The 20,026-nt window shown below is 53.9% G+C and carries 21 protein-coding genes and 2 tRNA genes; 12 read left to right on the top strand and 11 right to left on the bottom strand.

Annotated features, from left to right (window positions below; translation table 11 throughout):
- Positions 1–174 precede the first annotated feature (174 nt).
- Positions 175–262, bottom strand: a tRNA-Ser gene (locus F3I44_RS02805).
- 66 nt (positions 263–328) lie between these two features.
- Positions 329–416 (bottom strand) — tRNA-Ser (locus tag F3I44_RS02800).
- 235 nt (positions 417–651) lie between these two features.
- Here F3I44_RS02800 and yccA point away from each other — a divergent pair.
- The gene (yccA, locus tag F3I44_RS02795; RefSeq protein WP_003850014.1) at positions 652–1,305 is read left to right on the top strand and encodes an FtsH protease modulator YccA; all 654 of its coding nucleotides are present in this window, start codon (positions 652–654) and stop codon (positions 1,303–1,305) included.
- Positions 1,306–1,410: 105 nt separating this feature from the next.
- A complete protein-coding gene (gene tusE, locus F3I44_RS02790; RefSeq protein ID WP_033732189.1) occupies positions 1,411–1,737 on the top strand; it encodes a sulfurtransferase TusE in 327 nt (108 codons plus the stop codon).
- Here the strand turns inward: tusE and yccX are convergent, their stop codons facing one another.
- Positions 1,738–2,016 (bottom strand): acylphosphatase, encoded by a 279-nt coding sequence (yccX, locus tag F3I44_RS02785; protein ID WP_150019290.1) that lies wholly within the window; start codon positions 2,014–2,016, stop codon positions 1,738–1,740.
- A gap of 85 nt (positions 2,017–2,101) precedes the next feature.
- On the opposite strand from yccX, the gene rlmI reads away from it, so the two are divergent.
- Both rlmI and hspQ read left to right on the top strand, forming a co-directional pair.
- Positions 2,102–3,292: a 23S rRNA (cytosine(1962)-C(5))-methyltransferase RlmI gene (gene rlmI, locus F3I44_RS02780; RefSeq protein ID WP_150009835.1), complete on the top strand. Its 1,191-nt coding sequence runs from the start codon at positions 2,102–2,104 to the stop codon at positions 3,290–3,292.
- Between the two features lie 58 nt (positions 3,293–3,350).
- A complete protein-coding gene (gene hspQ, locus F3I44_RS02775; RefSeq protein WP_150009837.1) occupies positions 3,351–3,668 on the top strand; it encodes a heat shock protein HspQ in 318 nt (105 codons plus the stop codon).
- Between the two features lie 34 nt (positions 3,669–3,702).
- Here the strand turns inward: hspQ and F3I44_RS02770 are convergent, their stop codons facing one another.
- Positions 3,703–4,116 carry a CoA-binding protein gene (locus F3I44_RS02770; RefSeq protein ID WP_150009839.1) on the bottom strand — a complete coding sequence of 138 codons (414 nt, stop codon included), beginning with the start codon at positions 4,114–4,116 and terminating at the stop codon, positions 3,703–3,705.
- Positions 4,117–4,292: 176 nt separating this feature from the next.
- Here F3I44_RS02770 and F3I44_RS02765 point away from each other — a divergent pair, with 176 nt between their 5' ends.
- Complete coding sequence (locus F3I44_RS02765; RefSeq protein WP_150009841.1) at positions 4,293–4,934, top strand: DUF2057 family protein; 642 nt, start codon at positions 4,293–4,295, stop codon at positions 4,932–4,934.
- 69 nt (positions 4,935–5,003) lie between these two features.
- Complete coding sequence (mgsA, locus tag F3I44_RS02760) at positions 5,004–5,462, top strand: methylglyoxal synthase (protein WP_150009843.1); 459 nt, start codon at positions 5,004–5,006, stop codon at positions 5,460–5,462.
- 1 nt (position 5,463) lies between these two features.
- Here mgsA and helD read toward each other — a convergent pair whose 3' ends face one another.
- Positions 5,464–7,518, bottom strand: coding sequence for a DNA helicase IV (gene helD / locus F3I44_RS02755; protein WP_150009845.1), 2,055 nt, complete (start codon positions 7,516–7,518; stop codon positions 5,464–5,466).
- Positions 7,519–7,641: 123 nt separating this feature from the next.
- Here helD and F3I44_RS02750 point away from each other — a divergent pair, with 123 nt between their 5' ends.
- Positions 7,642–8,082, top strand: a complete 441-nt coding sequence (locus F3I44_RS02750) for a YccF domain-containing protein (RefSeq protein WP_013357358.1) — start codon at positions 7,642–7,644, stop codon at positions 8,080–8,082.
- Positions 8,066–10,225 (top strand): YccS family putative transporter, encoded by a 2,160-nt coding sequence (gene yccS, locus F3I44_RS02745; RefSeq protein ID WP_150019309.1) that lies wholly within the window; start codon positions 8,066–8,068, stop codon positions 10,223–10,225. Before F3I44_RS02750 ends, yccS begins: the two co-directional genes overlap by 17 nt.
- On the opposite strand, the gene F3I44_RS02740 is transcribed toward yccS, so the two are convergent.
- A complete protein-coding gene (locus F3I44_RS02740) occupies positions 10,222–10,851 on the bottom strand; it encodes a TfoX/Sxy family DNA transformation protein (RefSeq protein WP_150009847.1) in 630 nt (209 codons plus the stop codon). The two genes, yccS and F3I44_RS02740, sit on opposite strands and share 4 nt — an antisense overlap.
- Positions 10,852–11,061: 210 nt before the next feature.
- Here F3I44_RS02740 and sulA point away from each other — a divergent pair, with 210 nt between their 5' ends.
- Entirely contained in the window at positions 11,062–11,553 is a 492-nt protein-coding gene (gene sulA, locus F3I44_RS02735; protein WP_150009849.1) for an SOS-induced cell division inhibitor SulA, read from the top strand.
- Positions 11,554–11,903: 350 nt separating this feature from the next.
- Positions 11,904–12,974, top strand: coding sequence for a porin OmpA (gene ompA, locus F3I44_RS02730; protein WP_013357354.1), 1,071 nt, complete (start codon positions 11,904–11,906; stop codon positions 12,972–12,974).
- 91 nt (positions 12,975–13,065) lie between these two features.
- Here ompA and matP read toward each other — a convergent pair whose 3' ends face one another.
- Positions 13,066–13,533 (bottom strand): macrodomain Ter protein MatP, encoded by a 468-nt coding sequence (matP, locus tag F3I44_RS02725; protein WP_150009851.1) that lies wholly within the window; start codon positions 13,531–13,533, stop codon positions 13,066–13,068.
- Between the two features lie 53 nt (positions 13,534–13,586).
- Here matP and F3I44_RS02720 point away from each other — a divergent pair, with 53 nt between their 5' ends.
- Positions 13,587–15,455 (top strand): Lon protease family protein, encoded by a 1,869-nt coding sequence (locus F3I44_RS02720; protein ID WP_150009853.1) that lies wholly within the window; start codon positions 13,587–13,589, stop codon positions 15,453–15,455.
- A gap of 68 nt (positions 15,456–15,523) precedes the next feature.
- Positions 15,524–16,042, top strand: coding sequence for a bifunctional 3-hydroxydecanoyl-ACP dehydratase/trans-2-decenoyl-ACP isomerase (gene fabA / locus F3I44_RS02715; RefSeq protein ID WP_009091047.1), 519 nt, complete (start codon positions 15,524–15,526; stop codon positions 16,040–16,042).
- Positions 16,043–16,110: 68 nt separating this feature from the next.
- Here the strand turns inward: fabA and rmf are convergent, their stop codons facing one another.
- From rmf to pqiA, 4 genes are all read right to left on the bottom strand, one after another.
- Positions 16,111–16,278: a ribosome modulation factor gene (rmf, locus tag F3I44_RS02710; RefSeq protein WP_008925875.1), complete on the bottom strand. Its 168-nt coding sequence runs from the start codon at positions 16,276–16,278 to the stop codon at positions 16,111–16,113.
- 279 nt (positions 16,279–16,557) lie between these two features.
- Positions 16,558–17,127 (bottom strand): membrane integrity-associated transporter subunit PqiC, encoded by a 570-nt coding sequence (gene pqiC, locus F3I44_RS02705; protein WP_150009855.1) that lies wholly within the window; start codon positions 17,125–17,127, stop codon positions 16,558–16,560.
- On the bottom strand, positions 17,124–18,767 hold the full coding sequence (gene pqiB, locus F3I44_RS02700; protein ID WP_150009857.1) for an intermembrane transport protein PqiB: 1,644 nt from the start codon (positions 18,765–18,767) through the stop codon (positions 17,124–17,126). The genes pqiC and pqiB overlap by 4 nt, the downstream gene beginning before the upstream one ends.
- Positions 18,754–20,022, bottom strand: coding sequence for a membrane integrity-associated transporter subunit PqiA (gene pqiA, locus F3I44_RS02695; RefSeq protein WP_150009859.1), 1,269 nt, complete (start codon positions 20,020–20,022; stop codon positions 18,754–18,756). The genes pqiB and pqiA overlap by 14 nt, the downstream gene beginning before the upstream one ends.
- Positions 20,023–20,026 lie beyond the last annotated feature (4 nt).

The following is a 20,026-nucleotide window of genomic DNA, read 5'->3' as shown; positions in this document are numbered from 1 at the left end:
TCAGAAAAGCGCCAGATGTTTGCAAAAACAGTGAGTGGACTATAGCAGAGATGCACCGGGCAGATGAATGCGCTGCCGCGCGTCACCGGAAGAGGCGTGCTTTTTTCGGACTGGAGGAAAAATCGGAATGGCAGAAACGAAACACGCCAGCACTATGTACTGGCCTGTAGAATGTGGCGGAGGAGGAGAGATTCGAACTCTCGGATGGTTTCCCATCGGCGGTTTTCAAGACCGCTGCCTTAAGCCGCTCGGCCACCCCTCCGTTTTGAAACTGTACTGCTTCGGTAAACTTACTGATTTACCGCTTTATTGCCCGTGGCAGATAAAGTGGCGGAGGAGGAGAGATTCGAACTCTCGGATGGTTTCCCATCGGCGGTTTTCAAGACCGCTGCCTTAAGCCGCTCGGCCACCCCTCCGCAATGACGCGCACTATAAACATCCCGTTTAGCGATGTAAAGCATCTATCTGTCTATTCGCCTGAAAAACAGCCAGATTGCGATTTTTCGCTGTGAAAATCGCCACTCTGCTCAAACAATTAGCAGAATAGCGCGTAAAGAAGGGTAAAACGCCTTTTCCCTCTTTAATGGCCTGCGTATTCTCGGCACATATTTAGTGTTCTGCTGATTAGTGTTCTGCTTAAAGGAGCGCAACATGGAAAGAATTGTCACCTCATCGCAGTCCTCACTGCTGTCTACGCACAGAGTTCTGCGTAATACCTATTTTCTGCTGGGACTGACCCTGGCCTTTTCCGCGGTGACGGCGACAGCCAGCACTCTGCTGGCCCTGCCTGCACCGGGTCTGATCCTGATGCTGGTCGGCTTTTATGGCTTAATGTTTTTAACCTACCGTCTGGCGAACAGCCCGATGGGTATTCTGGCCGCGTTTGCGTTTACCGGCTTCCTGGGATATTGCCTGGGTCCTATCCTGAGTTCATTCCTGACCGCAGGCATGGGCGACGTGATAGCGCTGGCACTGGGCGGTACGGCGCTGGTGTTCTTCTGCTGTTCTGCTTACGTGCTGACGACCCGTCGTGATATGTCCTTCCTGGGCGGCATGATGATGGCTGGCTTTGTGGTGCTGCTGGTCGCGGTGGTTGCGAATATCTTCCTGCAACTGCCTGCGCTGCATCTGGCTATCAGCGCCCTGTTCATCCTGTTCTCAGCCGGTGCCATTTTGTGGGAAACCAGCAACATCATTCATGGTGGCGAAACCAACTACATCCGCGCAACGGTCAGCCTCTATGTTTCGCTCTATAACATCTTCGTCAGCCTGCTGAGCCTGCTGGGTTTTGCCCGCAGCAACTAACCGGCAGTGACAGTCAGCCTGTGAAACCCCGCTTCGGCGGGGTTTTTGCTTTTACTGCCCGCCAGGTTTGCTAAACTGCGCCGTCATTTACAGAGAGGACATCACGTGAATTTTAACGGTAACGAAATCGCCGTCGATGCCGAAGGCTATCTGAAGAGTATCGACGACTGGAGTGAGGCGCTGGCGGCGCACATCGCGGAACAGGAAGGGCTTACCATGACTGAAGCACACTGGGAAGTGGTCCATTTCGTGCGCGCCTTTTATCTGGAATTTAACACCTCACCCGCCGTGCGAATGCTGGTCAAGGCAATGGCACAGAAGTATGGGGAAGAGAAAGGTAACAGCCGCTACCTGTTTCGCCTCTTCCCGGAAGGACCCGCTAAACAGGCGACGAAAATCGCCGGTCTGCCTAAACCGGCGAAATGCCTGTAATTAACCAGTTTTAAAATCGCGGGGCGGTTCTGCGGGCTGATGCGGCTCCACCAGCACCTTATCCACGCGCGCACTGCGGGGTCCGCCCGCTTTAAGCCAGGCAATCAGCGCTTCAACCTGATCCGACTCGCCGCATGCCAGCACCTCGACGCTGCCGTCATCCAGATTTCGCGCGTAACCCAGTACGCCCAGGGTTCTGGCTTCAGCCTGTGTACTATAGCGAAACCCAACGCCCTGGACGCGGCCATGAACCCATGCTTTAAAACAGGCTTCTGACATTCTTATCTCCCGCTGCTGTTCGTTGCAATTTCCCGTTATCCACCGGACAATGGCGGCTCATTTTTTCAGGTAAGCATAGCAAACTATGACAGTCAGATTGATTCTCGCAAAGGGACGTGAAAAGTCCCTGCTCCGTCGCCATCCATGGGTCTTTTCAGGTGCCGTTGCACGTCTGGAAGGTAAAGCGCAACTGGGTGAAACCATTGACGTGTGTGATAGCAACGGTAAATGGCTGGCACGTGCCGCTTATTCACCCGAGTCGCAGATCCGCGCCCGCGTCTGGAGCTGGCAGGCCGATGAATCCATCGATATCGCCTTCTTTGTGCGCCGTTTTGAACAGGCGCAGCAGTGGCGCAAATGGCTGGCGGCCCGCGATGGTCTGGATAGCTATCGCCTGATCGCCGGTGAATCAGATGGTTTACCGGGCGTTACCATCGATCGCTTTGGCAACTTTTTAGTGCTTCAGCTGCTCTCGGCAGGCGCGGAATATCAGCGTGCGGCGATCATCACTGCCCTGCAAAAGTGCTTCCCTGGCTGTTCCATCTATGACCGCTCTGACGTCGCTGTGCGTAAGAAAGAGGGGCTGGAGCTGACGCAGGGCACCGTCACCGGTGAACTGCCCCCACCGCTGCTGCCGATTACTGAGCATGGCATGAAGCTGCTGGTTGATATTCAGGGCGGCCACAAAACCGGCTATTACCTCGATCAGCGTGACAGCCGTCTTGCCACGCGTCGTTACGCGCAGGATGCCCGCGTGCTTAACTGCTTCTCTTATACTGGCGGCTTCGCGGTTTCTGCACTGATGGGCGGCTGTAAAGAAGTGATCAGCGTGGATACCTCACAGGAGGCGCTGGACGTTGCCCGTCAGAACGTGGAACTGAATGAGCTGGCTCTCTCTCGCGCGCGCTTTGAGCGTGATGATGTATTCAAACTGCTGCGCCGTTATCGTGACAGCGGGGAGAAATTTGATCTGATCATCATGGATCCGCCTAAGTTTGTCGAAAACAAAAGCCAGTTGATGGGTGCCTGCCGCGGCTATAAAGACATTAATATGCTCGCCATTCAGCTACTGAACCCGGGCGGCGTGCTGCTGACGTTCTCCTGTTCCGGTCTGATGGCCACCGATCTGTTCCAGAAGATCATCGCCGATGCGGCGCTGGATGCGGACCGCGAAGTGCAATTTATTGAGCAGTTCCGGCAGGCAGCGGATCATCCGGTCATCGCCAGCTATCCGGAAGGTCTCTATCTGAAAGGTTTCGCCTGCCGCCTGATGTGACTTGAAAAAACAGCGCCTGCCCCCATATCGGAAAGAGAGCTTTTTTTCGGAGGTCACTATGATTGCCAGTAAATTTGGTATTGGTCAGCAGGTTCGTCATCGTTTGTCCGGCGTTCTGGGCGTTATTGTTGATGTCGATCCTGAATACTCGCTTGATGAGCCTAAAATTGAAGATGTTGGCGCGGAAGAAAGGATGCGCACTGCGCCCTGGTATCATGTGGTGATGGAAGATGAGGAAGGCGATCAGGTTCATACCTATGTTGCCGAAATTCAGCTTTCCGGTGAAACCAGCATTGAGCATCCTGAGCAGCCTTCAATGGATGAGCTGGCGGCGTCAGTACGTCAGCAATTACAGGCACCTCATCTGCGGCATTAATCTGTGGCGGCACGCTCTGCCGCCACGCTAATTTTTAACGCGTTATCCCCAGGCGCGGAATTTCAATCTTCGGGCAGCGATCCATAATCACCGTCATACCCGCATCCTGTGCCAGTACCGCCGCCTGCTCATTAATCACACCCAGTTGCAGCCATAATGTTTTTGCACCTGCTGCAATGGCTTCCTGCGCCACGCCCCATGCGGCTTCTGAATTGCGGAAGACATCTACCATATCAATCTCGCCCGGTACATCCGCCAGGCTGCCATAAGCCTGCTGCCCCAGCAGAGTTTTACCGGCCAGTTTCGGGCTGACCGGGATCACGTCATAGCCCTGATCGAGCAGATATTTCATCACACCATAACTGGGACGGTCGGGACGATCGCTTGCCCCTACTAAGGCGATACGTTGGGTACGCGTCAGCACATCGCGAATTGTCTGGTCGTTCATCTTTATCTCCTTTCAGGTCAGTGTTGAGTGTAGTTTGGCGGATGCTTTAATCGTTAAGTCCCTGACGAAATTAATTGAACCCGCGCACGAATAAATATGTTTAAATGTAAATTAACTGCCATAATGTAAGAATTTGCTACACGCCATCTTTTACGTCACCACTTACCGGAGTTGAAATGAAGCTGTCGCTGGCCTTAACGGGGTTACTTACACTCCTTGTTTCGGCATCCTGTTCTGCCATCACATTAAAGCTCGATCCCCAAATCGATCTGCTGGTGCTGGATGGTCGAAAAATTTCAGGCTCGCTCCTCAAAGGAGCAGACAGCTTAGAGCTGGATCGCGGTCAGCATCAATTTCTGTTTCGGGTTGAGCAGCAGCGCAAAGGGCAGAAAGAGAGTGTGATCGCTTATCAGTCTGCACCGATGATCGTTACCTTTACTGCCGTGGCCAAAACCATCACCATCCGGTTACCGGCGCTGGAGACAAAACGTGAGCGCTATCATTTTGACCGCAGTCTGAATTTTCAGCTGGTGGATGAGAAAGGCAATGAGATCACCAGCGTGCGTGACCACCTGCCAGCCACCGCGACAGCTGATATGGAAAAAGCGATGCTGAATTACAATCGCACCCATCAGATTGCCTCTGTACCAAGGTTTGCAAACTCCGCTTCTGCTGCGCCCTCTTCTTCCCGCCTCACCGCCGATCTGGACTGGACAACCCAGGCTGAACTGCCCTCGCTGAATCGCTGGTTTCACCGCTTCGACGAAGCCACGCGTCAGCAATTTCTGACGCTGGTCAAAATGCTGCGTACAAGTTGATAGCGTTGAAGGGCCGGAGGTAAACTCGTGCTTTCTCTTCTTGCGCATGAGCCTTATCAGGACGCTTTTATGGAACAGACCTTTCGTACCCTTGGCACCACAAAACATATTGCGCTGGTCGCCCATGACCACTGCAAAGCCGCCCTGCTTGAATGGGTTAAACAAAACCAGCCCGCACTTGATCCACACATCCTCTATGCGACCGGCACCACCGGAAATCTGATCAATCGTCATACCGGTCTGAATGTGACAGCTATGCTGAGCGGCCCGATGGGCGGCGATCAACAGGTAGGCGCGCTGATATCGGAAGGGAAAATTGATGCGCTGATTTTTTTCTGGGATCCGCTCAACGCCGTGCCGCACGATCCGGATGTGAAAGCCCTGCTGCGTCTGGCGACCGTCTGGAATATACCGGTCGCCACGAACCGCTCCACAGCGGATTTTATTATTCAGTCACCCCTGTTTGCGCAAAACGTTGAGATTATGATCCCCGACTATCAGCGCTATCTGGCCGATCGTCTGAAATAACTCAGGCTTTACGCAGCACGGGAACGCCCAGTTCGCGGAAGTGATCGACAAACGGTGACGGCGCGGCCTTGTCAAACATCAGAAAGACCTTCTGGCGCGCGCGCGTCAGCGCCACATAGGCCAGACGGCGTTCTTCGGCATCCGGAAACGCTTCGGGCTGCGGTAACAGGCCCTGTTCGATAATCGACTCACGTCCCTCCGCCGGGAAACCCTCTTTGCCCTGCTGCAATCCCAGCAGAATAACATAATCCGCCTGCTGACCTTTGCTGGCATGGATTGTCATAAATTCCAGACTAAGTTTCGGCCAGCGGGTTCTGGCTTTATCGAGCAGCTCCGGTCGCAGATAGTGATAGCGCGCCAGTAGCAGAATGCGTTCTTCAGGCTTCGCATAACCGCTGAGTTTATTCAGCAGGGCTTCCAGCTGATCCTCCGCCAGCAGCGAAATCGACTTTTTATTGCCTTTGGTGACACTGTTCAGCGGTTTTGCCAGCTGCTGCGGATTCTGCTGGATAAACCGGTTCGCAATGTCACCGATGCGATCGTTAAAGCGATAGGTGGTGTCCAGCACGCACCGATCGCCCTCACCGAAGTAGTGATGAAATGCGGTGGTCAGCGTCATCTCTGCGCCGCTGAAGCGGTAGATAGCCTGCCAGTCATCGCCGACAGCAAACAGCGCGGTGCGCTTATTCTGCTGGCGTAGTGCGCTGAGCAATGCGGCACGCTGAGGCGAGGTATCCTGGAATTCATCCACCAGAATGTGTTTCCACGGACTGATAAACCGTCCTTTTTCCAGAATCGCAATGGCCTGGTGAATGAGGCCCGAGAAATCGACCGCGCCCTCTTCTTTCAGCGCGCTTTTCCACGCTTTCAGCAGGGGTGCCATCAGTTTGATGCGTTTACTAAAGCGCTCCCGGATCTCTTCCGGCACATCCGCGATCATGGCCGCCTGTGCGCCGCCATGCATGCGCATCAGGCCGAGCCAGCGCTCAAGTCGGGACGCCAGCCGGTTTGCCAGCCTGTCGTCCTCCCAGAACGGCCCTTCCGGTAACTCCCATTCCAGTTCGTCACGGAGCCACTGACGCCAGCCATTTGCCATCGCCTTTTTATCATGGCACTGCTGCCGCCACTCCCTGAGTAGCAGTGTGCGACGCGCATCGGCATCGCTCTCCAGCTTGCTGATAACCGGCTGCTTATTGCTGCCTTCACGAATAATATGCAGAGCCAGAGAATGGAAAGTCTTTGCCTGGATGTCACCCGCAGAGAGCCGGGACTGAATACGTGCGTTCATCTCTTCAGCAGCCTGGCGGCCAAATGCCAGCAGCAGGATTTGATCGGCGCTGGCCAGCCTGCGCTCCATCAACCAACCTGCACGGGCCACCAGCACCGAGGTTTTACCGCTGCCCGCACCGGCCAGTACCAGCAGAGAATCCTCGCCATTAACCACGGCCTCACACTGCGATTGATTGAGTGGCGTGCTCTCGACGCTGGCGAAGAACGACTGATAGCGGGTTAGCATGGCAGCAGTCCAGTCGCGGTTTCGCTGCCGCAGGGCCGACTCACCCTGATCCAGCCAGTGCTGGCAAAATGCCAGGTTATTACGGCAGTCAGGAAAATCGTTTAAGCGGAGGAGCGGCATCGGTAACGCGTCGAACTGTTTGAGAATTTTTGTTTTCAGCGCCTGCAGCTCGTGGCGATTCAGCCAGCGATCCTGCGCGCTAAACGTCTCAATTTCGTCGCGCAGTGACTGGAGCACCTCGCGGCACACCGCGCTCATCTCCAGACTCCAGTTCTGCCAGGCCTGCATCAGATAGTGGTGAAAGCGCTGCGTCTCCTGCCATTCCGTTCCGTGCAGCCGGACCACTTTTTCATCGGCCAGCAAAAATTCCAGCTCGCCCCATACCAGCCCGCGCTTGCAGGCAATATCCAGTAACTGGTTAAAGGGGATCAGATACTCATGCTTATCGCCACTGACTTCGACACCCGCTGTCAGCAGACGAACACGGTTATAAGGATGCTGGGCAAGCCGTTTGCCCATTGAGGTTGCTTTCAGTTCCACGCCGACACCAACGTCAGATAACAGGATTAGGGGGAGTTTACCTGTCAGACCCTTGGCGCTCCAGCCTTAAAACAGGCTAAACTTGGCGTCACATCTTGCGGAATGCAAAAGGAAAAGAAGATCATGCGCACCGTTTTAAATATTCTTAATTTTGTCCTGGGCGGCTTTTTCACCACCCTGAGCTGGCTGTTTGCCACCTTAATCAGCATCGTGCTGGTTTTTACCCTTCCGCTGACCCGCTCCTGCTGGGAAATTACCAAACTCTCGCTGCTGCCATTTGGCAACGAGGCGGTACATGTTGATGTGCTGCGCCCTGAAAGTAAGAGCCATATTATGAACACCGGCGGGACCTTCCTGAATATCTTCTGGCTGATTTTCTTCGGCTGGTGGCTCTGCCTTTCGCATATCTCCGTCGGCATTGTGCAGTGCATCAGTATCATCGGTATTCCGGTGGGGATTGCGAACTTTAAGATCGCCGCTATTGCGCTCTGGCCGGTTGGACGCCGGGTGGTGTCAGTGGAAGAAGCGCGTGCTGCGCGCGAAGCCAATGCCCGCCGCTATTAATATGATGTCCGATGCAGTGCCTGGCTGGCGAAAATATCTGTTTAACAGTACGTGGCGCTATCTGTTGCGGATCCTGTTTGCGCTGAGTGGTTGCGCTGCCATTCCCTGGTGGCTGCATCAGATTGAGTGGACGATTCCCTTAACGCTGGGGGTGGTCGCGGCTGCGCTGGCCGATCTTGATGATCGCCTGGCCGGTCGCCTGAAGAACCTGCTGATTACCCTGCTCTGCTTCTGCATCGCCTCGGTTTCCGTAGAGCTGCTGTTTCCCTGGCCCTTCGCCTTTATGGTCGGACTGGCGATTTCGACCTGGGGCTTTATTCTGCTGGGTGCCCTGGGACAGCGCTACGCCACTATCGCTTTTGGTGCGCTGCTGATTGCGGTCTATACCATGCTCGGCATCGGGCTGTTCAGCCAGTGGTACATGCAGCCGATTCTGCTGCTGGTCGGCGCGCTCTGGTATAACCTGCTGACCCTGCTGGGTCATCTGATGTTCCCGGTCAGGCCGGTCCAGGAACAGCTGGCGGGAAGCTTTTCACAACTGGCGCGCTACCTTGATGCCAAGGCGAATCTGTTCGATCCCGATGCAGGCGAGCAGGATGATGCGGCGTTTATCGATGCAGCGATGGTGAACAGCCAGTTAGTGGCGCAGCTCAATCTGACCAAAACCACGCTGCAGAGCCGTCTGCGCGGCGATCGCGGATCGCGCGGCACCCGTCGCAGTCTGCACTACTACTTTGTGGCGCAGGATATTCATGAACGCGCCAGCTCTTCTCATCTGCAATATCACCTGCTGCGCGGCGACTGGCGCTATAACGAAATTCTGTTTCGCTTTCAGCGGCTGCTGAATATGCAGGCGCAAGCCTGTCGCCAGCTGGCACACTGCATCCTGATGCGTGAAAGATGGGTGCATGACAGCCGCTTTGAGCGCACGTTTGAACGCTTGCAGAAAGCGATTGAACGGCTTGAGCAGCACGAGCCAGAGGCTCCGCATACCCGCGCGCTGTTCTGGCTGCTGCGTAACCTGCGTGCCATTGACGCACAGCTTGCCTCCATTGAATCAGAGCAGACGCTGGCCGGTGAAGATCCGCAGCACAGTGACAATCTGTTGTCACGTGAAGGGTTGAGTGGCTGGAGTGATATCCGGCTACGCTTCAGCCGTCATCTCTCTCCCGCGTCGGCGCTGTTCCGGCATGCGGTTCGGATGTCAGTGGTACTCTGTATTGGATACGGCTTCATTCAGATAACCGGACTGGAGCGGGGATACTGGATTTTGCTGACCAGTCTGTTTGTCTGCCAGCCAAACTATAACGCCACGCAGCGACGTCTAGCCTTGCGCATCGGCGGAACGCTGGCGGGAATTGCGATTGGTTTACCCGTTTTATGGCTGGTACCCTCCATTGAAGGGCAGTTAATCCTGATTGTGATTACTGGCGTGCTGTTCTTCGCTTTCAGGCAGGTGCAGTATGCGCAGGCTACGCTGTTTATCACTCTGCTGGTGCTGCTTTGCTTCAACCTGTTAGGTGATGGGTTTGACGTCGCCCTGCCCCGTGTCGTGGATACCTTACTCGGATGTGGTCTGGCCTGGCTGGCTGTCGCCTTTATCTGGCCTGACTGGCGCTTTCGTCAACTGCCCGCGGTGGCAGAGCGAACCCTGAAAGCGAACTGTCGCTATCTGGATGCGATCATGGAGCAATATCACCAGGGTAAAGATAACCGGCTTGCCTATCGTATCGCCCGCCGTGATGCGCATAATGCGGATGCTGAACTGGCGTCTGTCGTCTCAAATATGAGCAGTGAAAGTCGTACCAGCCAGAAGCTGCGTGATTCAGCTTTTCAGTTGCTCTGCTCCAATCACTCATTTCTGAGCTACATTTCCGCGCTGGGCGCTCACCGCGATAAAATTACTGCGCCAGACCTGCTCGCCTTACTGGATGATACGGTCTGCTATGTCGAGGATGTACTTCAGACAGACGTGGTCAGCGATGAACATGTTGAAGCGATGCGCCAGCAACTGGCACAGCGAATCAGCCAGCTGGCTGCAGATGCAGATACGCGTGCGCCGCTGGTGCTCCAGCAACTCGGTCTGCTGGTGGCATTAATGCCCGATGTGGCTCGCCTGCGCCGCACGCTCATTACTGACTAGCTTTCACTGCTTCTGAGGTTCGGGTTGGATAAAAGCGTGCGCTGGAACCATGCATTCAGCTCTGCCCGGGTTGCCTGTGGCAGCGCAGCCGCATGGTGGCCCGTAATAGCCCCCTGCAGCGCCAGTAATGTCTGAAACCCCACGTGCTGGTTGATCGCTTTTAGCTTCAGCCAGCACTGCTTGGCCCCTATCTGATAGAGATGATTGACGCTCATTACGCCCGCCTCAAAGAGCATCATCTCCATGCGTACACTGAGATTAGGCAAATCTTTCAGCCGCGGTGACGCTTGCCTGTCCTGCAACTCCAGCTGGGCGGTCTCTAAAGAGGCAGCAGAGAGCGCCAGCAGATGGGCAGAATCGCGCCATAACGCCTCATCAACCCGAAAATAATTGAGGCAGACCAGTTTTCCCCTCTTGCGAAAAATCAAGGGTTGCAGCGGGCGATCGGTAATGTATTCGCGCAACGGTTCACTGGCCCGCAGATAGAGTTCATCTTTATTAATTAAGGCAAAAACCACACTTTCGACAGCCAGAGCATACCCCCCAAACTGGGTGCGGGACTCTATGGGTCCCAATGGGGCCAGACGCGCTCTGGAGCGCTCTACGACCGGATTCACCTTTTTCATTGCACCACCTCCATGTCAGAAATATTTCTTAAATTGCCTTGGGTATCAGGCAATTAGAAGATAGAAAAAAGTGTCAGCCGGTTCAATGAATAAATAACGCTTCAACTAATCTTGTCGCGTTTTTGCGAGGCGTTTTCAGAAATTTGGGTTGATCTTTATCCAGGATGACAGTACTGTATATTCATACAGTCAACTGCTGGTGATTAACTTATGCGAACACAACATCCTGATAATACACGCTATGCTCATCATTACGCGTCCTCTTCCGTTCCGGCCTCTCAGGGCGGTGGAATTACCGAGTTACGCTGCAGCGAGCAGCCCGGTATGATGCAGATGCTGCTGTTGCCATTATTACAGCAGCTGAGTCAGCAATCACGCTGGCAGTTGTGGTTAACACCGGCACATAAACTGAATCGCACCTGGATGCAGGAGTCGGGATTACCGCTGGATAAAAGTATGCATATCGCCGATTCTGAACGTCTTAATGCGGTGGAAGCGATGGTCAAGGCATTACGTACCGGAAATTACAGTGTCGTTCTGGCATGGATTCCTTATGACCTTGACGAAGATGAGCGCCGTCAACTTGAAAATGCGGCGGCAGAAGGTGAAGCGCTGGGTTTGATTTTGCGGGCAAGCGGGACATCGGAAGCGCCTCTCAGACCGCAAAGTGCCATAAAAATTCAGTCGGATTTGTTTCATTAAGTAAAAATCAGAAGTTTCCCAAGCTATTTTTCTTATCTGTCGTCGCTAAACCACTGATTCTGTTAGTTCGAGCTGTGACAATGGTTTAGCAGGTTTTTAAGGCTTTTTGCCGCGACAATACTACCAGGCTAATTGTTAGAAATTGTGTATAAATCGCTGTTTTTTTACAGAAGCGCCTCACATCATACTTGTAAGTTTCCAATCTCGTTGTAGACTTTATCTCGCCAGGGTGCTCAATAACCTCCGTTTTTTGCGGTAGAGTCATAAGCGAGCGTTTTGACCCGGCGAAGGATTTAAACCAAGAGCAACCTTTTTGCTCATTGCCTATTTGGATGATAACGAGGCGCAAAATGAAAAAGACAGCTATCGCAATTGCAGTGGCACTGGCTGGCTTCGCTACCGTAGCGCAGGCCGCTCCGAAAGATGACACCTGGTACACCGGTGCTAAACTGGGCTGGTCTCAGTATCACGACACTGGTTACTACGGTAACGGTTACGAGAACAACAACGGTCCAACTCATGAAAGCCAGCTGGGCGCAGGTGCGTTCGTTGGTTATCAGGCAAACCCATACCTGGGCTTCGAGCTGGGCTATGACTGGCTGGGCCGCATGCCTAACAAAGGCACTGTGACTAACGGCGCATTCAAAGCACAAGGCGTTCAGCTGGCTGCTAAACTGAGCTACCCAATCTATGACGATCTGGACGTGTACACTCGTCTGGGCGGCATGGTATGGCGTGCAGATGCAACGCAGACTAACCCAACTACTGGCCGCATCAGCGACCACGACACCGGCGTATCTCCGCTGGCTGCAGTTGGTGTTGAATATGCACTGACCAAAAACTGGGCTACCCGTCTGGATTACCAGTGGGTTAACAACATCGGTGATGCACAGACCGTTGGTACCCGTCCAGACAATGGCATGCTGAGCGTAGGCGTTTCATACCGCTTCGGTCAGGATGACGTCGCTGCTCCAGCTCCAGCTCCGGCTCCAGCACCAGCTCCAGTTGTTGAAACCAAGCGTTTCACTCTGAAGTCTGACGTTCTGTTCACCTTCAACAAATCTACCCTGAAGCCAGAAGGCCAGCAGGCTCTGGATCAGCTGTACAGCCAGCTGAGCTCAATGGATCCTAAAGATGGCTCCGTTGTCGTACTGGGCTTCACCGATCGCATCGGTTCAGAGCAGTATAACCAGAAACTGTCTGAGAAACGTGCTCAGTCAGTCGTAGACTACCTGGTATCTAAAGGTATCCCTTCTAACAAGATCTCTGCACGTGGCATGGGTAAATCTAACCCAGTTACCGGCAACACCTGTGACAGCGTGAAAGGCCGTAACGCCCTGATCGACTGCCTGTCTCCGGACCGTCGTGTAGAAATCGATGTTAAAGGCATCAAAGACGTTGTAACTCAGCCACAGGCTTAAGTTCTCACGTCATAAAAACCCCGCTAAGGCGGGGTTTTTTTATGCCGGTAATCTAACGGTGACCGCACACATTCTGAAATCTCCTGCCTGCTTACTCGCTTTCTGAACCCGATTTACCCAGAATCGCCTGCAAATCCTGCTTCAGACTCGACATCTGAGTAGCATATTTCTCTTTGCGCTCCGCATCTTCTATCAGCTGAACAATCGTTTCTGAAAGCGTGCAGCCGCGCCGCTGAGCCAGGCCTGCCAGCCGCTGCCAGACCAGATACTCCAGGTCTATCGATTTTTTTCGGGTATGCTGATGTTCGGCGTTGAAATGGCGTTTCCGCCGTGCGCGGATGGTCTGTTTCAGTCGGTTATCAAGTTCGGCATGGATATGTTCTGCAATCCACTCGTTCACTGTCACCGGATTATTTTCCATCGCCAGCAGTTTATCCACTGCCGCCTGTGCCGCGCTTAATTCAAGGTGACGCGTGATCAGTTCACCTTCCCGATGTTTTTTCACCAGGTATTTCCACTTCCATCCACATTCAAGATTTTCGAGTTGCTGGTATTTCATCGGAATCTCATCGTGATCACGTAACGGGCTAAGAATAACAGCTTTTTTCCCGGATGCAGCAACGAAAAACATGCTGCCATCATCACATCTTCAACAGGAAGTCTGCAGTGCTTAACAAGGGTGAATCCTGTATAATCTCGCTTTTATTAAAACAGACAAATGCGATTATTTTGACCAGCACTCAACTTACGTGGCAGACCTTACAGCCGGATAGCGCGCAATACCAATCCGTTTTCTCCCGAATTGCAGATGAAGAAACTGATGCTCTGGCAACGGTACAGCCCCGGTTGCTGAATGCGCTGGCGCATTTACATCACCAGTCGCAGGGATTCCCATTACTGCTGGTTCGAAGCCAGGAAAATCGCGATTATCTGACATTCATCGTTCAGGCTGCGCAGCGGGTCATGGCTGACACTACCACTCTGTCCGGCGGTGATTACCATATCATAGCTGACAACGTCACGCTTCAGCCCCCATCAGATCCGCAACGCCCATTCACCAGTCAGGGTGGTATTCACTTTGCTGAGTGGATTGAGATGGAGCAGTTGTTTGGCTGCGTGCGGCAGTATAAAGATCGCATCCAGCTTGAGCCAGGGCTGATCCACCGTGCCAACGGCGGCACGCTGGTACTGTCACTGCGTAGCCTGCTGACGCAGCCAATTCTATGGCTGCGCCTGAAAAAGTGTATTGAACAAGGCTATGTGGAGTGGACTTCTCAGGATGAACGCCGCCCGCTACCTGTCTCGATTCCTTCATTACCACTCAGTCTTAACCTGGTCCTGTGTGGCGACAGGGAAGCGCTTGCGGATTTTCAGGAGCTCGACCCTGAAGCGCATGAAATGGCCATCTATACTGAATTTGAAGAGAACATTCAGGTTCTTGATGAAGATGACATGCTGGCCTGGTGTCGCTGGAGTGCTGAACTGGCGCAACAGGCGGGCCTGCCCGTGCCGGAAGTGGACTTCTGGCCAGAGCTGATCAAAGAAGGTGTCCGTTACAGCGGCGATCAGGATACGCTGCCACTCTGCCCGCGCTGGCTTCAACGTCAGATGCGCGAGTCGGCCCTGATGGGCGACGTACTCAATGCCGAAGCATTACGTGATGCGCTTGAAGCGCGCTTGTGGCGCGAGAATTATCTCAATGAACGAATGCGTGATGAGATCCTGCTGCGACAGATTCTGATTGAAACCGAAGGCGAAGTCGTCGGTCAGATTAACGGCCTGTCGGTGGTGGAATATCCTGGTCATCCCCGAGCCTGGGGTGATCCCTCTCGTATTACCTGCGTGGTACATCCCGGCGATGGCGAGTTCATGGATATTGAGCGCAAAGCGGAGCTGGGCGGTAACATTCATGCTAAAGGCATGATGATTATGCAGGCATTTTTGATTGCCGAGCTGGAGCTCGATCAGCAACTGCCCTTCTCAGCCTCAATGGTCTTTGAGCAATCCTATTCCGAGGTGGACGGTGACAGCGCTTCGCTGGCTGAACTTTGTGCCTTGATCAGCGCACTGGCGAATCAGCCGATCAATCAGCAAATCGCCGTGACTGGCTCAGTCGATCAATTTGGCAACGTACAACCGGTAGGCGGACTGAATGAGAAGATCGAAGGCTTCTTTGATATCTGTCATCAGCGGGAACTGACGGGTCAGCAGGGTGTGATCATTCCTGCCTGCAACGTGCGTCATCTCAGTCTTAACCAGGCCGTTGTGACAGCAGTTGAACAGGGTCGCTTCCATATCTGGGCGATCGACCGTGCTGATGAAGCGCTGCCGCTTCTGACCGGTAAAATCTGGAGTACTGAAGATGGCCAGGGCGACTGCCTGCTGAATACCATCCAGGAACGCATTAGCCTGTTTAACCAGCCGGACGTGCCGCAACGTCCCTGGGCGCTCCGCTGGCTTAACTGGTTCAACCACCGTTAATCCGATTTGCTCAGCGTACAACTGTTCGCTAATATTCGTGATTCACTAAAACAAGGCTTATTGAAAACATGGTAGATAAACGCGAATCCTATACCAAAGAAGATCTGATTCTGTCAGGTCGTGGTGAACTGTTTGGCGAAAATGGTCCGCCGCTTCCATCTGGCAACATGCTGATGATGGACCGCGTGGTCAAAATGACCGAAGACGGCGGCAAATATGACAAAGGCTTTGTTGAAGCCGAGCTGGATATCAATCCTGACCTCTGGTTCTTCGGCTGTCACTTTATTGGTGATCCAGTGATGCCGGGTTGTCTGGGCCTGGATGCCATGTGGCAGCTGGTCGGTTTCTATCTGGGCTGGCTGGGCGGCGAAGGTAAAGGTCGCGCGCTGGGCGTGGGTGAAGTGAAATTCACCGGACAGGTCCTGCCGGACGCGAAGAAAGTCACCTACCGCATTCACTTCAAACGCGTGATCAACCGCAAGCTGGTGATGGGCGTGGCAGATGGCGAAGTGCTGGTTGACGGTAACCTGATCTACACCGCCAGCGATCTCAAAGTGGGTCTGTTTAAAGACACCGCGGCATTCTGAGCATTCTGCACAGAAACAAAAACCTCCGCGCCAGGCGGAGGTTATTTTCCTTTTTCAGTGACATCCGGTTATGCTGCTACCGACCTGTCCTCCATGGCTTGTCGCCAACCTCCCAACCAGTGAGACTTAGCGTCAATCAACTGATACGGACACATCTCTTTTGAGCGTCCAGTAATGCCTGCCTGATAACCACGTGAATGGGCGCGTTCGAGGCGGTCTCGTTTCTGTCTCTTCATACTCCGTGTCCCTCATGTAAGGTCTGTGGAATCTGGTGGAAAGAAAAGTGGTGAATTAATGTTCAACCACCCTTATGTTCTACCCCCTGCGCACCCAAAGATCAATGCTCAATCTTCATACCAGTGTCATAAATGTGACCTTAATCGGTAAAATTAAGGACATTTTGTGATGCATACGCCAGCACTATCTTTCTGAATAAGCTAATAAAAAAGCCCCTGAATGACGCCGATAAAACACGACAATCGTTCAGGGGCTTAGCTTATTTATTCACATTTTTATTAATTTAACGCAACCACACTATTAGCAATCTTCTGTGCGGTCTGCTGCCAGCCCGCCGCCAGCGTTCTGACCATCGCATCGTAGCCATCTTCAGTCTGCGGCAGCACGAGGTTAAACGCTTGTTTGGTCACACGGCCCTGATGTTCCAGCGTCCATTCGCCACTGACAATCGCTTTACCATCGTAGCGTCCCTGGAAGCCTGTAATGGTGACATTCAGCGTGTCGTGCTGCGCGCCTAACGGAGATCCCGCCACTAATCGGCCAGGCAGCGCCTTGCTTAGATTAGTAATCAGCGTCTGCTGCAACTGCTGATCAAGCGGGCTGGCCCAGAGATTATTCGCGGCGATAACATATTTGACATCACTGGTCTGGTAAACCAGTCCATTACCTGCCAGATAGTCCGGCACCGTCACCTGCTGCACCCACAACATCGGCTGTGCTTCATTCAGCTGACTGCTGGTGACCTGCATGGACGCCGCCCCGGAGGGCAGCTGATACCAGGTATTATCAACGCTGCTGCTACACGCACTCAACACCAGCGCGGCACAAAGTATCAATCCTTTTTTCATTGTTTCGCCCTCTTCGGCTGGGGATCCTGTCCCGGTTTCGCCTCAAATACCAGCGCATTACTCTTAGTGTTAAGCGTTCTCAACACTGGCTGGAGTTCACGCAACACCTGATCCAGCCGCTGCATATCGCCGACCAGCTTGCTGTAGGCAGGCGAACCTGGCTGCAGGCCCTTCATGCTGCGGTTTAGCTCGCGCAAGGTCTGCTGTAGATCTTCCGGCAGCGTTTTCATGGCTGGGCTGGCGGTGACTTTGTTGATGTTGTCGATGGTGCGCTGCAGATCACGCATCGTCTTCTGGCTCTCTTTCAGCGTGCCGGTCGCTTCGTTGACCATACCGTTCAGTGGCAGACTGTTAATCTTATCCAGCGCCGCCATCAGTTTCTGCTGAATCTGGCTCAGTCCGCCGCTGACGGTTGGGATCACTTCATAGCCTGAGACTTTCTGCGGGCCTTTGTAGGCCGGCGCATTGTCATAGAAGTCGAGATCGACATAGAGCGCGCCCGACAACAGGTTGCCGGTTTTCAGCGTTGCGCGCAGACCCCGTTTTTTACCATCCTGCAGATGCTGCTCGAGATCGAAGTTTTCACCCAGTCGGCTGATAAAGCGATCCGGCTCGATGCGGATTAGCACCGGCACGCGGTAATCATTATTCAGTGCCTGATCCAGGCCCGCTTTCATCAGTGGCGCTTCGGAGACGGTACCCAGACGAATGCCACGGAACTCAACCGGCGCACCCGCCTGCAGACCCCTAATCGAGTCAGAGAAGAACATCACGTAGTCGATATGATTGGTGTAGAGCGAGTCCTGAATGCTGCGCTGATCGTCAAACAGATGGTAGTCAGACTTGTTCTGCGCTGGCTCGCCCAGCTCCCAGCCATCCGGCACGTCAAAACTGACACCGCCGCTGAAGAGCGTGGTAAGCGATCCCATTTCCACCCGCATCCCTGAGGCGGACATATCCACGGCGATGCCGCTGTCCTTCCAGAAGCGTACGTTGGTGGTAATCAGGCGATCGTAGGGTGCAGCGACAAACAGCTGATAGGTCATCATACGTTTGTCAGTATCAAAAACGCTGGTCTCAACCGTACCGACACGGTAGCCACGGAACAGCACCGGATCACCCGGATTAAGCTGGCCAGCCTTTTTGCTGTCCAGCACGATACGAATACCTTTGGCATCCGGTGGCGCTAACGGCGGCGCATCCAGCAGTTTAAATTGCTCGGGTGGCTGTTCTTTGGTGCCGGGCTGCAGTTCGATATAAGCACCGGACAGCAGCGTGCCAAGCCCGCTGATGCCTTCACGCCCCACCTGCGGTTTCACTACCCAGAAAACGCTGTCGCTGTGGAGCAGTTTTTCCATGCCCGCATTCAGACGCGCTTTGATTTCCACATGGTGAAGATCGTCGCTCAATACCGCGCTCTCCACCACGCCGACATCGACGCTGCGACTTTTAATCGTGGTTTTACCGGCAACAATGCCTTCGGCATTTTCGGTGATTAAGGTGACTTCCGGCCCCTGATGGCTGAAGTGATAAAAGAGAATCCAGCCGCCGATTAACAGCGTAACGATGGGGACAATCCAGACCGGCGACCAGCGCTTAATCTGTTCCACCTTTGCATGGCCGTGGTTAGTTTCCGTCAAGGCGCGACTCCTTCATATTGTTTTCGCGTACACGATCCCAGGTTAATCGCGGGTCAAAGGTCATGGCAGCGATCATGGTAATAATGACCACCATCGCAAACAATACTGCCCCCCACGCGGGATAAACATTCATTAATTGCCCCATACGCACCAGCGCAGAGAGCACGGCAATCACAAACACGTCGATCATCGACCAGCGGCCAACAAACTCGACCACTTCATAAATCTTATGCATTTTGTGGCTGTCCCGCCGTCCGCGTCCGCTGGCATCCCAGCAGAGCCAGCCAATTGCCAGCATTTTCAGCGTCGGCACCATGATGCTGGCGATAAAGATCACCAGCGCCACCGGATAGGAGCCATCAGCCCACAGCACAATCACCCCCGCCATGATATTGGAGGGATAGGCACTGCCCAGCGTCTCCGTAACCATAATCGGCATCAGGTTAGCCGGAATGTAGAGCAGCACCGAGGTGAGCAGCAGCGCCAGCGTCCATTGCAGGCTGTGCTTACGCCGCGCCTGTGCGGTAACGCCACAGCGTGGGCAGGTGTGCTCAGCTTCCGGCAGAATGGCGGTACAGCAGGGACAGGAGCGCAGGCCCTGCTCTAAACCACTGATGCCCACTTCGGGTGAATGAGGGGTAGCGGGTCGCGGGGAAAGACCGTCCCACAAGCCCCGCCGGTCAACGCACTGAAAGGCCCGCAACTGTAACAGGCAGAACATCACCCACGGCCAGAAGCTGGTTTCCAGTCCGATATCACCATAGGCCATCAGCTTGACGAAGCTGACCAGTACGCCCGCCATAAAGATTTCTGCCATGCCCCAGTTACGCAGCTGAAACAGGCTACGTGCCAGACCAGTTTTGAGGCGGACGGGCAGAGGGATCGGATTGACCAGCAGAATAATGGTGACCATGCAATAGGCCGGAACCGCCTGCACAAACAGCAGAAACAGTGTCGCCAGGCTGCTGTAATCTTCCGTCACCATCACTTGTGGGATCTGCGACAGCGTAATCTGGCTGGTCAGCCCCGCCACTTTCATGGAGACAAAAGGAAACAGATTCGCCAGCAGCAGCATAAAAAGTGCCGCCAGCGCATAGCCCGTTGGCCGTTTGCGGGGTTCGTGCCAGTTAGCCGTCAGAGAGGTATCGCAGCGCGGGCATGACGCACGGCTGCCAACGGGAATGTCCGGCAGCTTAATCATTAAATCGCATTGTGGACAGAGCATCCACGCGTTACTTTTCACTGCTGAACACATCCGT

Origin of the sequence: Pantoea sp. F_5 (assembly GCF_008631595.1) — a bacterium.
In the GTDB taxonomy this organism is placed as follows: domain Bacteria; phylum Pseudomonadota; class Gammaproteobacteria; order Enterobacterales; family Enterobacteriaceae; genus Pantoea; species Pantoea gossypiicola.
This window is presented reverse-complemented; position numbering and strand designations above follow the sequence as displayed.